The following is a 15,119-nucleotide window of genomic DNA, read 5'->3' on the forward strand; positions in this document are numbered from 1 at the left end:
GAGCGCGAGAGGCGGCCTCAGCCCGGCGGTGTGGACGGGTAGGCCGTGAAGTCGATCTTGAACATCGCCGGATCGAGCTTCTTGGTCGTATCCAGATTGTAGACGGCAATCGTGGTGTCGTAGCCCTGCGGATCGGTCACGGTCCACTGCTTGAGCTGGCCGTCCTTGGCGCCGAGCATCAGCATCAGCCGGCTGGTCCCGATCAGGGCCTGCTTCTCCTCGATCGTGATCGTGACGTAGAGGTCGTCGGCGGCGACCGCGATCACGTTGGTGTCCTTCAACAGGTCGATGCGGTCGGACAGCAGATAACGCAGCGGCGTCTGCGACAGCGGATAGACGTCCTGGGTCGCGAGCTTGCGGTCGCGCACCACCAAGGAAGAGCCGTCGGCGATGATGTCGATCGGCGTCGGCGGCTCGTATTCGAAGCGGACCTTGCCGGGCTTCTGGATGTAGAAATCGCCCTTGGTCTTGCTGCCGTCCGGGCCGACCTGGACGAAGTTCCCGACCAGGGTCTGCAGCGACGACAGATAGGCGCTGACCTTGGCCGCCTGCGCCTTCTGGTTGGCGTCGAACGAGGTGAAGATGCTGGCCGGCACGTTGCGCCGGGGATCGGGAATGACCGGGTTGGGCGGGGCCGTCTGGGTGGTCGAGGGGCTCTGGCCGGCCCGCTGCTGGTCGGAGGCGCTGAGCTGGGAGCCGCTCTTCGGGCCTGATTTCGGAGCCGGCGTGCCCTGCGCGGCGGCGTGACCGGACGCACCGGCGACAGAGCATATCGTCACGGCGCAGGCGACCAGCCAAGCGCCGATCCGGCGCCCGCGCCAAGCTGCGTGATACGAAAACGTGCTGTTCAACAAGGAGCTTTTCAAAACGACGTCCTGAGGTTTTACGCGTTCTATCCCGGTTCGGCCGGGCAGCGTGATCGTAATCGCGTGAAGATCGGGCACCGAAGCGGCGTTTCTGCGGCCATCGGGGCCGTCAGAACCCGCCTTCCTCCTCGGGCACCAGGATCTCGCGCTTGCCGGCGTGGTTGGCCTGGCCGACGATGCCTTCCTGTTCCATCCGCTCCATCAGCGAAGCGGCCTTGTTATAGCCGATCTGCAGCCGGCGTTGAATGTAGCTGGTGGAGGCCTTGCGGTCGCGCTTGACCACGGCGACCGCCTGGGAGAACAGGTCGTCGCCGCCGCCACCGCCGCCCATGCCGGTGGCATCGAACACGGCGCCATCCTCCTCGCTCGGCTCCTCGGCGGTGACCGCCTCGAGATATTCCGGCGAGCCCTGTGCCTTGAGATGCTTGACGACCTTCTCGACCTCCTCGTCGGAGCAGAACGGGCCGTGCACGCGGCTGATGCGGCCGCCGCCGGCCATGTAGAGCATGTCGCCCTGGCCGAGCAGTTGCTCGGCGCCCATCTCGCCGAGAATGGTGCGGCTGTCGATCTTGGAGGTCACCTGGAAGGAGATGCGGGTCGGGAAGTTCGCCTTGATGGTGCCGGTGATGACGTCGACCGACGGGCGCTGCGTCGCCAGGATGACGTGCAGGCCGGCGGCGCGCGCCATCTGCGCGAGGCGCTGCACCGTGCCCTCGATGTCCTTGCCGGCGACCATCATCAGGTCGGCCATCTCGTCGACGATGATGACGATGTAGGGCAGGGGATCGAGGTCGAGCTTCTCTTCCTCGTAGATCGCCTTGCCGGTCTCCTTGTCGAAGCCGGTATGGACGGTGCGCGTCAGCTCCTCGCCCTTGGCGCGCGCTTCGCCCAGGCGCGCGTTGTAGCCGTCGATGTTGCGCACGCCGAGCTTGGCCATCTTCTTGTAGCGCTCCTCCATCTCGCGCACGGCCCATTTCAGCGCGACGACGGCCTTCTTCGGATCGGTCACGACCGGCGTGAGGAGATGCGGGATGCCGTCATAGACCGACAGTTCGAGCATCTTCGGGTCGACCATGATCAGCCGGCACTGGTCGGGCCTGAGGCGATAGACCAGGCTCAGGATCATGGTGTTGATGGCGACCGACTTGCCCGAGCCGGTGGTGCCGGCGATCAGCATGTGCGGGGTGCGGGCGAGGTCGATGATGATGGACTCGCCGCCGATGTTCTTGCCGAGGCACAGCGGCAGCTTGGCGACGCTCTCGGTCGCCTCCTTGGCGACGAGCAACTCGCGCAGGTACACCTTCTCGCGATGCGCGTTGGGCAGCTCGATGCCGATGGCATTGCGGCCGGGCACGACCGCGACGCGCGCCGACAGCGCGCTCATCGAGCGGGCGATGTCGTCGGCGAGACCGATGACGCGGGACGACTTGATGCCCGGCGCCGGCTCCAGCTCGTACAGCGTGACGACCGGGCCGGGATGCGCCTTGACGATCTCGCCGCGCACCCCGAAGTCCTGCAGCACGCCTTCCAGCGCGCGCGAATTGGCCTCCAGCTCGCTCTTCGACAGCGGCTGGCGGTCGGAGGATTTCGGCGCCGCCAGCATCGAGACCGAGGGCAGGTCGTATTTGTCGTTGGCCTTGCGGGCCGGCGTCTTGGCCGCGGGCTTCTTGCGGGCGCGGGGAGCGGGCTCCTCCTCCTCTTCTTCGTCCTCGCCTTCGTCGGCCTCGTCCTCGTCGCCGCCGTCCTCGTCCATCTCGGGCGCGAGCGTCGGCTTGCCGCGACCCAGGCTGGGCTCCTGCCGGCCTGCGGCGGCGGCGCGCGGCTGCGGGCCGGAGGAGACCAGCGCACGATAGGCCGTGCTCAGGAACCAGACGACCTGGGCCTTGGCGCTCATGATGGCGTGGAACACCCAGCCGAGCCGGATCGCCTTGCGGTCGTCGTCGTCCTCGGGGTCGGCCAGCGGCGTGTCGTCGTCCTCATCCGCGAGCAGGCTCGGATCGGCTTCCTTCGCGCCCATGCCGCCGGCCACCAGCAGGCAGCCGATCATCGCAACCAGAAGAAGGGCGCCGAGCACCAGCCGATAGATCACACCGGGCGGACCGAATACCACGGCCGGTGCGCGCACCAGGGCGTCGCCGACGACGCCGCCGAGACCGGTCGGCAGCGGCCAGGCGTGCGAGCGCGGCCAGCAGCTGGCAAAGCCGGCGGCGATGACGGCGCCGAGAATCCAGGCGCCGAAGCGCAGCGCCTCGCGGTCGAACGGCCGGTGCGTCATCATCCGCCAGCCGCGGATCGAAAGCGGCAGGATCGCCATGATCGAGCCGAGACCAAGGATCTGCATCAGCAGATCGGCGCTGATCGCGCCGGGATAGCCGACGATGTTGCGGATGGCGCGCGAGGTGGCGTGGCTCAGGCTGGGGTCCTGCACCGACCACGTCATCAGCGCCGCCGCGGCCACGCCGCACAGCGCGATCAGGCAGAGGCCCGCGAGCTCGCGCAGCCGCCGCACCAGCGCGTCGCGCAGCGACGTCGGCAGGTGGTTGACCAGAGGGATGACTCGTTCGATCGCCGGCATCTGCATCAGCCCCGCGATTATCCCAGGACCTCGACCAGCCGGTGCAACGCCTCACCGGTGGATCCGGCATCCGCCACCAGCGCCAGCCTGATGTAGCCCAGGCCCGGATTGAACCCGTCGGCTTGCGGCCGCGCCAGGTAGCTGCCGGGCACCACGCGCACGCCGGCGTCGCGATACAGCCGCAACGTCACGTCCTCGTCGCCGCCGCGATCAGCCACGTCGAGCCAGACGCAGAAGCCGCCATCGGGACGCTTGTAGCCATAGCGGTTGCCGATGATCTGGTCGGCGAGATCGAACTTGGCGCGGTACAGCCGCCGGTTCTCCTCGACATGCGCCTCGTCGGCATAGGCGGCGACGGCCACGTGCTGCAGCGGCACCGGCACCTGCGGCGCCGCGACGTTGCGCAGCTCGTGAAAGCCCGCGAGGAATCGGCGGTCGCCGGCGGCGAAGCCGATCCGCATGCCCGGCACGTTGGAGCGCTTCGACAGCGACTGGAACGCGACCACGTTGGTATAGTCGGGTCCGGCATGCTCGAGCATGCTGCCGGGTGCCGCCTTCGTGTAGATCTCCGAATAGCATTCGTCGCTGAAGATCAGGAAGCCGTAAGCGTTGGCGAGCTGGACCAGCTTGCGCATGTAGTCCGCTGATGCCACCGAGCCTTGCGGGTTGGCCGGCGTCGCGAGGTAGAACGCGATCGTGCGCGCCAGGGTCGCCTCGTCGATCGCATCGAGATCGGGCAGGAAGCCGTTGTCGCGCGTGGTCGGCAGATAGATGGAGTCGCAGCCGGCGGTGCGGGCGCCGACGCCATACACCGGATAGAACGGGTTCGGCATCAGGATCGCCGGCCGTCCGCGGCGCGGGCCGACATGGCGGAGCGCGGCATGGGCGGCGAAGAACAGGCCCTCGCGGCTGCCGTTCAGGACCAGAATCTCGTGCTCGGGATCAACAGCGCGCGGCAGCGCGAATCGGCGCGACAGCCAGCCGGCGGCCGCCTTGCGGAACGGCTCGATGCCCTTGGCGGCCGGGTAGCGGCCGAACTCGGCGATGTGCTGGGCCAATACAGGCCCGACGAAGTCCGGCACCGGATGCTGCGGCTCGCCAACGGCGAGTGTGATCATCGGCTTGCCCGGCTTGTAAGGGGCGAGCAGCTCGTTCAGCCGCGCAAACGGCGAGCGTTCGCTCTCCGAATGGCTGGCGCCAGCGGGCGCGGGGGATGAAGCGGTCATTGCCATACGTAAAACGCGCGCCAAACCAGTGGAAGCCGCCGATCGCCCATGAACCGGTGCCTGTCTGGTCACCATAGGTGGGGCGAGGTTAAGACGCGATTAACCATCGGCGCTGCCGCCCGTTTTGATCGGTTTTCCCGCCCCGATCCAGAGGCAATTTCGCAACAGCGGCGGACATTGTGGTGATTCGGGTGGGGCGGCGGGAACCGTGGGAGGGCAAGGCGGCCGCCGAAGGCGGCGGCCGGCACACCGCCGCGCAGCGCATTCGCGCTCAGACCGTGGGCATGGCGCTGCCGCGACCTCGGATGGAGCCGCGGCACGACCGCCTCCGCCCATCCTACGGGCCATCGGCTCGCGCGCGAGGGAAAACGGGCGGCCCGGTGCGCCGGAATATAAATGGGAATCTACGCGCACCGGGCCTTGGCCGAACTACTTGGGGGCTTAGTTCGGATGACGATCAATTAGCACCCTCGTTTTTCCCTCGTATTGCCAATTTCCGAAGATTTGTAGAATTTGATTTCGGAAGCCACCGAATGCGGCGCGGCCGGGCCGATTGCTTAACGGAGATGTCCGTCTCAGCCGTGGCTTTCCGGTCGCAGCGCGGGCGACGCACTTATTAGCTGCTCATGCCCTCTGCCGCTCGGTTGGCCCGAGAATCTTGTCTGACCGGAAACACTCAGTCACATCCAGCATCATCAGACATTTCACGAAACGAGATCGGCGCATCGCGACCATCTTTGACGGGCATCAGCGATTCCGGTGGCGTGCCGACGAACGTCTGCGCGCCGAGGACTCTGACTTTCGAAAGAGCGTCGATGATGCGTCTGAGACTGCCGGGCGTGCTTGCCCTGATGCTGCTGGCCATGCCCGTTTCCTCGCTGCCCCGCATGGCCGCGGCGGCACCCGCCGTCGCCAGCGCGATCACCGTCGAGGGTAACAGGCGCGTCGAATCCGACACCATCCGCTCCTATTTCAAGCCGGGTCCCGCCGGCACGCTCGATGCCGGCCAGGTCGACGACGGCCTCAAGGCCCTGGTCCAGACCGGCCTGTTCGCCGACGTGAAGATCGACCGGCAGGGCGGCCGGCTGATCGTGCGCGTGGTCGAGAATCCCGTGATCGGCCGCGTCGCCTTCGAGGGCAACAAGAAGGTCAAGGACGAGCAGCTCTCGGCGGAAGTGCAATCGAAGCCGCGCGGCACGCTGTCCCGTCCGATGGTGCAGTCGGACGCGCAGCGCATCGCCGAGATCTACCGCCGCTCCGGCCGCTACGACGTCCGCGTCACGCCCGAGATCATCGAGCAGCCCAACAACCGCGTCGACCTCGTCTTCACCATCGAAGAGGGCGTCAAGACCGGCGTGAAGTCGATCAGCTTCGTCGGCAACAACGCCTATTCCGCCGCGCGGCTGCGCGACGTCATCAAGACGCACGCAACGAACTGGCTCAGCTTCCTCGGCAACAACGACGTCTACGACCCCGACCGCGTCGAGGCCGATCGCGACCTGATCCGCCGCTTCTATCTGAAGAACGGCTATGCCGACGTTCAGGTCGTCGCGGCGCTCAGCGAATATGACCCGGACCAGAAGGGCTTCCTGGTCACGTTCCAGATCGAGGAGGGCCAGCAATACCGCGTCAGCTCGGTGCAGTTCCAGTCGAGCGTCGCGGCGCTCGACGCCAACACGCTGCGCGGCTATTCGCGCGTCAATGTCGGCGCGCTCTACAACGTCGAGCAGCTCGAGAAGTCGGTCGAGGAGATGCAGATCGAGGCCTCGCGTCGCGGCTTTGCCTTCGCCGTCGTGCGTCCGCGCGGCGACCGCAATCTGGAAGCGCATACGGTCGCGATCGTATTCCAGGTCGACGAGGGCCCGCGCACCTATATCGAGCGCATCACCATCCGCGGCAACACCCGCACCCGCGAGTACGTGATCCGGCGCGAGTTCGATCTGTCCGAGGGCGACGCCTACAACCGCGCGCTGGTCGACCGCGCCGAGCGCCGGCTGAAGAATCTCGACTTCTTCAAGGACGTGAAGATCGCGGCCGAGCCGGGCTCGTCGAGCGACCGCGTCATCCTCGTGGTCAATCTGGAGGAGAAGTCGACCGGCGACCTCTCCGTTTCCGGCGGCTATTCGACCACCGATGGCGCGCTGGGTGAGGTCTCGGTTTCGGAGCGCAACTTCCTCGGCCGCGGTCTGTACGCCAAGGCGTCCGTGAGCTACGGCCAATACAGCAGGGGCGTCTCGCTGTCCTTCGTCGAGCCCTATCTGCTCGACAACCGGATCGCGCTCGGCCTGGATGTCTACTACAAGCAGCAGCTGGCGAACAGCTATACGAGCTATGGTGTGACGACGATCGGCTTCAGTCCGCGGCTCGGCTTCCAGTTGCGCGAAGACCTCTCGCTCCAGTTGCGCTACTCGCTGTATCGCCAGGAGATATCGCTGCCGTCCTACTACAAGAACTGCAACAACAACGCCGCCAACAGCCTGCTCGCCTTCAACCCGACCCCGGCCTACATCAAGAGCGTGCTCGGCGGCGTCGATCCGACCAATTCGACCAGCTCGGGCTACTATGGCTGGGGCTGCTACGGCGATGGCGAGTCGAGCCTGCCGGTCCGCAAGGAGCTGAGCGACGGCGCCGCGCTGACCTCTGCGCTCGGCTACACGCTCAGCTACAACACGCTCGACAACAACAAGAACCCGACCGATGGCCTGCTGATCGACTGGAAGCAGGATTTCGCCGGCGTCGGCGGCAATGTCAGCTACCTCAAGTCGGCGGTCGATGCGAAATATTACTCGCCGCTGGTGGCCGACATCGTCGGCATCATCCATCTGCAGGGCGGCATGCTGAACAAGATCGGCGACAAGGATCTGCGGATGCTCGACCACTTCCAGATGGGACCGAGCCTGGTGCGCGGCTTCGCCTCGAACGGAATCGGGGCGCGCGACATCACCTATCGCAGCCTCGGTGCCACCGGCGATGCGCTCGGCGGCACCAAATATTGGGGCGCCTCGGCCGAGCTGCAGATGCCGTTCTGGTTCCTGCCGAAGGAAGTGGGCTTGAAGGGCGCCGTCTATGCCGATGCCGGTTCGCTGTGGGGCTATCAGGGCCCGACCTCCTGGGCGGCGACCGGCGAGGTCAACACCGCGACCTGCAAATGCGGCCTGCTGTACGATGACAGCAAGGTGGTGCGCTCCTCCGTCGGAGTCGGCCTGATCTGGGCCTCACCGTTCGGCCCGCTCCGCTTCGACTACGCGGTGCCGCTGTCCAAGGGCAAATACGACACCGTCCAGGAGTTCAGGTTCGGCGGCGGCACGTCGTTCTGAGGCGCATAGCGACTGCGCTCTCCCAGAGGTGCGAGACGCTCACCACGCGGGCGGTGCGCTCCCCTCCCCCTGTGGGGAGCGGGGCGGGTACACGAGTCCGCTCTCAATCGGAGTCCGAGCCCCCCAGCCAATAATCCGCCGATCGTGTTCATCGCACTTTGTTGTTCGGGGTCACGCACGCCACCGAATTCAACGCCCGCGGACCCTCAACCCCTCCCCGCAAGAGGGAGGGAGCAGACTGCTGTCGTGGTAATAGCTCGACCAGAATGATGAGGCGGCTGGGGATCATGCCGGCGGTCGATAGCGTGATGCTCGCCACCGTCATTGCGAGGAGCGAAGCGACGAAGCAATCCAGAGCTCCGGCGGGACTCTGGATTGCTTCGCTTCGCTCGCAATGACGGTGGGGCTGCCAGCATCCCTCCCATGCGCAAATTGCCCGTCGTGTTAGTTTGCCGCAGCAATAAGGCTTGCACCGTCGGGCAAATCACCTGCACATTTCCGCACGTCCCTGCTGCCGCATGAGGGGCGCTTCGCGACCGTCACGAACCGTTGGCAGTGGGATGCGATGGGCGTGTGTCGCCGCAGCGTGGATCAGTCTGCGCGGACGAACGGTGATGCACGCACGGTCAAGTCGCGCGGTCCTGACATCCCGATGCTGATGTCAACTCACGTCGAGGCTTTGCTTCGCGTGGGGATGGTGGCCAGACAGCCCGGCGCACCAGGGAGAACGCGAAGCAGCCGTTAAAACCGTTGCGCGGGGAAGGCCGGGCGTTCTCGGCCAGACCTGTGGTACCTGCCGCCTGCATTTTCTTTCGCAGGCGGGCCACGGGCGCGGCCAGCGCCCGGCCTTCCCTGCGCCCTCTGTTTGAGGGGCGACCAAATTCAGCACAGCTCGGGCGCGGATGCGTCGCGGGGTGAACACACACGTATTCAACTCTGTCTCGAAGGCAACGCTGCCAACGCCAACCTCCGCCGTCGTCCCTGCGAACGCAGGGACCCATAACCACAGGGTTCAGTTGTTTTGCACGGGACTCGCCGCCTGCCTCCTACAACAATCACGCGGTATGGGTCCCTGCGTTCGCAGGGACGACACCGGTAGCTGGGCATCACCTCGATCTTCATGACCCGCGCCGACACGATTGCCGCAACCGATATCCAGCCCCGCTCAATCCCGGTTGCCCGGCGTCTGGATAAATCCCCGATTCCACGTCGGACTGATCAGGATCTCGTTGACGCACACCCGCGGCGGCATGTTCGCCACAAAGGCGATGGTGCGGCCGAGGTCTTCCGGCTGCAGCATCCGCGCCTGCTCCTCGGCGCTCGGCACCACCGGGCGCTGCTGCAGGATCGGCGTGGCGACCTCGCCGGGCATCAGGCAGCAGGCGCGCAGGCCGTTGACGCATTCCTCCATGTTGAACGAGTGCGTCAGCGCCAGCACCGCGTGCTTGGTCGAGGTGTAGGCCGGCCCCGGCATCTTCGAGACATGACGGCCGGCCCAGGACGAGACGTTGATGATGGTGCCGTCCTGCTGCGCCCGCATCGCCGGCAGCACCGCCTTCATGCAGTAGAGCACACCGTTGAGGTTGATCTCGACCAGCTGGTTCCAGCCCTCGATCGTCAGGTCGTCCCAGCGCCGCTTCGGCACGTTGACGCCGGCCGAGTTGACCAGCAGATCGATGCGGCCATGCCGCGCCAGGATGGCATCAGCCGCGGCCTGCACGTCGGCGGCCTTGGCAACGTCGAGCGTGACGGCCTCGGCCGTGCCGCCCGCCGCGGCAATCTTGGCCACTACGGCCTGGAGCGCGGCCGTGCGCCGGCCCGAGACGATCACCGTCCAGCTGTCGGCCGCGAGCGCCAGTGCGCCGGCCTCGCCGATTCCGGTGCCGCCGCCGGTGATCCACGCGATCCGTTTTCCCTTGACCATATCCCAGCGTCTCCCGTTGCCTTCGAAAGGGCGTTTTTGCTAGAGCAGCCTCGATCAGAGATGGCGACCGTGGTGATGGCGATGTCACCGGTCTTGTTCGCTGTCCCGGCCCTTTTCGTCTTCGTCGAGCATGATGTTCCGCCGGCTGGCACTGCCGGCCTGCCCATGCTCCCAGGGGAATGTTGCATGAACCAAGCCGCCAACGCCAATCTGTTCTCCCGCCTGTTCGATGGCCTCGACGATCCCAGCCGCCTGGCGATCGAGACCCATGACGGCCAGCGCATCACCTACGGCGACCTGATCGCGCGGGCAGGGCAGATGGCGAATGTGCTGGTGAACAGCGGCGTCAAGCCGGGCGACCGGGTCGCGGCGCAGACCGAGAAGTCGGTGTCCGGCCTCGTGCTCTATCTCGCCACGGTGCGTGCAGGCGGCGTCTATCTGCCGCTCAACACCGCCTATACGCTCAACGAGCTCGACTATTTCATCGGCGACGCCGAGCCGACCGTCGTCGTCTGCGATCCGGCCAAGGCCGAGGGCATTGCCACGCTGGCGGCCAAGGTCGGCGCCAAGGTGGAAACGCTCGATGCGTCGGGCAGGGGCTCGCTGACCGAGGCGGCCGACAAGGCCGACAAGGCGTTCACCACGGTGCCACGCGGCGCCGATGATCTCGCCGCCATTCTCTATACGTCCGGCACCACCGGTCGCTCCAAGGGCGCGATGCTGTCTCACGACAATCTCGCCTCGAACTCGCTGACCCTGATCGACTACTGGCGCTTCACCAAGGACGACGTGCTGATCCACGCGCTGCCGATCTATCACACCCATGGTCTGTTCGTGGCCAGCAACGTCACGCTGTTTGCGCGGGCGTCGATGATCTTCCTGCCCAAGCTCGATCCGGACCTGATCATCGACCTGATGGCGCGCGCCACCGTGCTGATGGGTGTGCCGACGTTCTACACCCGGCTTTTGCAGAACCCGCGGCTGTCCAAGGAGACAACCAGCCACATGCGGCTGTTCATCTCCGGCTCGGCGCCGCTGCTCGCCGATACCCATCGCGAATGGTTCGCGCGGACCGGCCATGCCGTCCTCGAGCGCTACGGCATGACCGAGACCAACATGAACACGTCGAATCCTTACGAGGGCGAGCGCGTACCCGGCGCGGTCGGCTTCCCGCTGCCCGGAGTCTCGGTGCGCGTCACCGATCCCGAGACGGCCAAGGAGCTCGCGCGCGACGAGATCGGCATGATCGAGGTGAAGGGCCCGAACGTGTTCAAGGGCTATTGGCGCATGCCGGAGAAGACCAAGTCGGAATTCCGCGACGATGGCTTCTTCATCACCGGCGATCTCGGCAAGATCGACAAGCAGGGCTACGTCCACATCGTCGGCCGCGGCAAGGACCTCGTGATCTCCGGCGGCTTCAACGTCTACCCGAAGGAGATCGAGAGCGAGATCGACGCGATGCCGGGCGTGGTCGAGTCCGCCGTCATCGGTGTGCCGCATCCTGATTTCGGCGAAGGTGTCACGGCGGTCGTGGTGCGCCATCCGGGGGCCGATGTCAGCGAGGCCGGCGTGCTCAAGGGTCTCGACGGCCGACTGGCGAAATTCAAGATGCCCAAGCGCGTGTTCGTGGTCGACGAGCTGCCGCGCAATGCGATGAGCAAGGTGCAGAAGAACGTGCTGCGTGATCAGTACAAGGACATCTATACGAAGTGACGGCGGCCTAGCGCCGGCGCCCGATCGCCAGTCCTACAAGCGCGGCGAGCGGCGGCGCGGCGCAGATCAGCACGAATTCGAGCACGGCGAGCGAGGCAATCTCATGCTGGATGGCCAGCGCGAGACAGGCGGCGAACAGGCCGGCGGCGGTGAAGCCGAGCACGCAGGTCAGGGGCTCCTCGACGGGCTCGTGCGACGACACCTTGCGCGCCGGCAGCGCCGCCGGGCGTTCAGTGGTTGTCGGTCGGACCGTCGGCAGCGGCATCGAGGCTCCCTGCACCGCGTCTGTTGCACCTCGCCTGAGACTAGGCCGCTTCGCCGGGCGGCGACATGCGGCAAAAACGACCGGCGGAGGGGCCCCGTGCGCGGCGAGGAACGCGGGAGATCGAGGGAGATTTGCTGCAGCGCAGGCGGTCGCAACGCAGGTTGTTGCTCCGCGAATCGCTCCGGGCAGGTTTGCAGAATCATCAGATGGCGCTGGCGCTTGCCGCGAAACCGGCTTGGTCAGGACCGTAGCTAAGCGGTGAATCAATGCTCGACAGTCGGCGCCATTTGACAGTCTCGCGGCGTCGGTCATGGCCTTGGTGAGGGCTTAGGAATGAATAATAGTTCGCCGCATCCGGTCACGATCGGTTTCTGGTATACCACGGCGGCCATTGATCCTTTTGCGATCGGTCGCCTAGGACTGAATCGCTGTTCGCATTTGGGCGATTTGTTCGTTGCAACGCCTGTTCCTTCTCCGTAAATAAAGCCCGCCTTGCCGATCCACACGGCCGCAAGCCCCCCGCGTTCACGGCCCACAAGAAATCATCAAAGCAACCAATGACAGCCAGGATCGAACGACCGCTTTCGCCGCATCTGCAAACCTACCGCTGGACGCTGACGATGATTCTCTCGATCGTCCATCGCGCCACCGGGGTTGCATTATATTTCGGGACGCTGCTGCTGGCCTGGTGGTTGATCGCCGCCGCGTCCGGTCCCAGCGCCTACTCCTACGTCCAGGGCTTCATGGGCAGCTTCCTCGGCCGCCTGATCGTGTTCGGCTACACCTGGGCGTTGCTGCACCACCTGCTGTCCGGCATCCGCCACTTCGTCTGGGACCTCGGCTACGGCTTCAAGGCCAATGAGCGCGAGGCGCTCACCTGGGGCGCCCTGATCGGCGGCATCACCTTGACCGTCCTGGTGTGGATCGTGGCTTACGCAGTGGGAGGCGGCCGATGAGCAACGCACACGCGAAATCGATGCGCACCCCGCTCGGCCGGGTCCGCAACCTCGGCGCAGCGCATTCCGGCACCGGCGACTTCTGGCGCCAGCGGCTCACCGCCGTCGCCATGACCCTGCTGATCGTGCCGGTCGTCGTGGTCGTGATCATCCTGCTCGGCCGCAACCAGGCCGGCGCGGCGCAGATCCTCGGCTCTATTCCGATTGCGGTGATCATGCTGCTGTTCGTGATCGCGAGCTGCTGGCACATGAAGATCGGCATGCAGGTCGTGATCGAGGACTACGTGCACAGCGAGCCGCTCAAGCTCGTCGCGATCATGGCCAACAACTTCTTCGCGGTGACCGTGGCGCTCGCCTCGATCTACGCCCTCATCAAACTGTCCACTGGAGTCTAGCCTATGGCCGGCGGAGCAAATGGCAGCGCGAATGGCGCGCCCGCGACGAACGGAAAAGCCTATCCGATCGAGGACCACACCTATGACGTCGTCGTGGTCGGCGCCGGTGGCGCGGGCCTGCGCGCCGTTGTCGGCTGCAGCGAGGCGGGCCTGCGCACCGCCTGCATCACCAAGGTGTTCCCGACCCGCTCGCATACGGTGGCGGCGCAGGGCGGCATCTCGGCCTCGCTCGGCAACATGCACCAGGACGACTGGCGCTGGCACATGTACGACACCGTCAAGGGGTCGGATTGGCTCGGCGACCAGGACGCGATCGAATACATGGTGCGCAACGCGCCCGACGCCGTCTACGAGCTCGAGCATTGGGGCGTGCCGTTCTCGCGCACTGAGGACGGCAAGATCTACCAGCGGCCGTTCGGCGGCATGACCCTGGACTACGGCAAGGGCCAGGCGCAGCGCACCTGCGCCGCCGCCGACCGCACCGGCCACGCGATGCTGCACACGATGTACGGCCAATCGCTGCGGCACGCCGCTGAGTTCTTCATCGAGTTCTTCGCCATCGACCTGATCATGGACGACCAGGGCGTCTGCCGTGGCGTCATCGCGCTGAAGCTCGACGACGGCACGTTGCACCGCTTCCGCGCCCAGACCACCATCCTCGCGACCGGCGGCTATGGCCGCGCCTATGCCTCCTGCACCTCGGCGCACACCTGCACCGGCGACGGCGGCGGCATGGCGCTGCGCGCCGGCCTGCCGCTGCAGGACATGGAGTTCGTGCAGTTCCACCCGACTGGCATCTACGGCTCGGGCTGTCTGGTAACCGAAGGCGCGCGCGGCGAAGGCGGCTATCTCGTCAACGCCGAGGGCGAGCGCTTCATGGAGCGCTATGCGCCGTCCGCCAAGGACCTCGCCTCGCGCGACGTCGTCTCCCGCGCGATGACCATCGAGATCCGCGAAGGCCGCGGCGTCGGCCGGAAGAAGGACCACATCTTCCTGCATCTCGACCATCTCGACCCGAAGGTGCTGGCCGAGCGTCTGCCCGGCATCTCCGAATCGGCCAAGATCTTCGCCAATGTCGACGTGACGCGCGAGCCGATCCCGATCGTGCCGACCGTGCACTACAACATGGGCGGCATCCCGACCAACTATCACGCCGAGGTGCTGACCAAGAAGGATGGCGACGACAACGCGATCGTCCCCGGCCTGATGGCGGTGGGCGAGGCGGCCTGCGTGTCCGTGCACGGCGCCAACCGGCTCGGCTCGAACTCGCTGATCGACCTCGTGGTGTTCGGCCGCGCGGCGGCGCTGCGGCTGGCCGAGAAGCTGACGCCGAACGGCAAGCAGCCGGATCTGCCGAAGGACTCCGCCGACAAGGCGCTGAGCCGGCTCGATCATTATCGCTACGCCTCCGGCGGCACGCCGACCGCGAAGCTGCGCGAGAGCATGCAGAACGTGATGCAGACCAACTGTGCCGTGTTCCGCACCGGCGAGGTGCTGCAGGAAGGCCATAACCTGATCCACAAGGTGTATGGCGGCATCGGCGACATCGCGGTGTCCGACAGATCGCTGGTGTGGAATTCCGACCTGATCGAGACGCTCGAATTCGACAATCTGATCGCGCAGGCAGTCGTGACGATGGACTCGGCCGTCAATCGCACCGAGAGCCGCGGCGCCCATGCGCGCGAGGATTTTCCGGATCGCGACGACAAGGACTGGATGAAGCACACGCTGGCGTGGATCGACAGCAAGGACGGCAAAACCACGATCGATTACCGCCCGGTGCACAACTACACCATGACCAACGACGTGCAGTACATCCCGCCGAAGGCGCGGGTGTACTGATCGCGTGTGACCTGAGCCCGTCCGTCAAACCCAAGAAGGC

The 15,119-nt window shown here is 66.0% G+C and carries 11 protein-coding genes; 5 read left to right on the top strand and 6 right to left on the bottom strand.

Annotated elements, in window-relative coordinates:
* Nucleotides 1-17 precede the first annotated feature (17 nt).
* From ACQR03_RS14670 to ACQR03_RS14685, 4 genes are all read right to left on the bottom strand, one after another.
* On the bottom strand, nt 18-779 hold the full coding sequence (locus tag ACQR03_RS14670; RefSeq protein ID WP_315716778.1) for an outer membrane lipoprotein carrier protein LolA: 762 nt from the start codon (nt 777-779) through the stop codon (nt 18-20).
* Nucleotides 780-975: 196 nt separating this feature from the next.
* Nucleotides 976-3,447 carry a DNA translocase FtsK gene (locus tag ACQR03_RS14675; RefSeq protein ID WP_315750528.1) on the bottom strand — a complete coding sequence of 824 codons (2,472 nt, stop codon included), beginning with the start codon at nt 3,445-3,447 and terminating at the stop codon, nt 976-978.
* Between the two features lie 11 nt (nt 3,448-3,458).
* Nucleotides 3,459-4,673 (bottom strand): aminotransferase class I/II-fold pyridoxal phosphate-dependent enzyme, encoded by a 1,215-nt coding sequence (locus ACQR03_RS14680; RefSeq protein ID WP_316166418.1) that lies wholly within the window; start codon nt 4,671-4,673, stop codon nt 3,459-3,461.
* Nucleotides 4,674-5,343: 670 nt separating this feature from the next.
* A complete protein-coding gene (locus ACQR03_RS14685; protein WP_315716967.1) occupies nt 5,344-5,532 on the bottom strand; it encodes a hypothetical protein in 189 nt (62 codons plus the stop codon).
* Between ACQR03_RS14685 and bamA the strand changes: the two genes are divergently transcribed.
* Complete coding sequence (gene bamA, locus ACQR03_RS14690) at nt 5,483-7,984, top strand: outer membrane protein assembly factor BamA (protein WP_315716775.1); 2,502 nt, start codon at nt 5,483-5,485, stop codon at nt 7,982-7,984. The two genes, ACQR03_RS14685 and bamA, sit on opposite strands and share 50 nt — an antisense overlap.
* Nucleotides 7,985-9,149: 1,165 nt before the next feature.
* Here bamA and ACQR03_RS14695 read toward each other — a convergent pair.
* Nucleotides 9,150-9,908 carry an SDR family oxidoreductase gene (locus tag ACQR03_RS14695; protein WP_315750530.1) on the bottom strand — a complete coding sequence of 253 codons (759 nt, stop codon included), beginning with the start codon at nt 9,906-9,908 and terminating at the stop codon, nt 9,150-9,152.
* Nucleotides 9,909-10,094: 186 nt separating this feature from the next.
* Here ACQR03_RS14695 and ACQR03_RS14700 point away from each other — a divergent pair, with 186 nt between their 5' ends.
* Nucleotides 10,095-11,621, top strand: coding sequence for a malonate--CoA ligase (locus ACQR03_RS14700; RefSeq protein WP_315750531.1), 1,527 nt, complete (start codon nt 10,095-10,097; stop codon nt 11,619-11,621).
* A 7-nt stretch (nt 11,622-11,628) separates the two neighbouring features.
* Here ACQR03_RS14700 and ACQR03_RS14705 read toward each other — a convergent pair whose 3' ends face one another.
* Entirely contained in the window at nt 11,629-11,886 is a 258-nt protein-coding gene (locus ACQR03_RS14705) for a hypothetical protein (RefSeq protein WP_315716772.1), read from the bottom strand.
* 557 nt (nt 11,887-12,443) lie between these two features.
* On the opposite strand from ACQR03_RS14705, the gene sdhC reads away from it, so the two are divergent.
* Genes sdhC through sdhA form a run of 3 tightly spaced genes read left to right on the top strand, consistent with a single transcriptional unit; the run spans nt 12,444 to nt 15,079 of the window.
* Complete coding sequence (gene sdhC / locus ACQR03_RS14710) at nt 12,444-12,842, top strand: succinate dehydrogenase, cytochrome b556 subunit (RefSeq protein ID WP_315716771.1); 399 nt, start codon at nt 12,444-12,446, stop codon at nt 12,840-12,842.
* Between the two features lie 20 nt (nt 12,843-12,862).
* Nucleotides 12,863-13,237, top strand: coding sequence for a succinate dehydrogenase, hydrophobic membrane anchor protein (gene sdhD / locus ACQR03_RS14715; protein ID WP_315750835.1), 375 nt, complete (start codon nt 12,863-12,865; stop codon nt 13,235-13,237).
* Nucleotides 13,238-13,240: 3 nt separating this feature from the next.
* The gene (gene sdhA / locus ACQR03_RS14720) at nt 13,241-15,079 is read left to right on the top strand and encodes a succinate dehydrogenase flavoprotein subunit (RefSeq protein WP_315750532.1); all 1,839 of its coding nucleotides are present in this window, start codon (nt 13,241-13,243) and stop codon (nt 15,077-15,079) included.
* Nucleotides 15,080-15,119 lie beyond the last annotated feature (40 nt).

This window comes from Bradyrhizobium sp. HKCCYLS3070 (assembly GCF_051167575.1).
GTDB lineage: Bacteria > Pseudomonadota > Alphaproteobacteria > Rhizobiales > Xanthobacteraceae > Bradyrhizobium.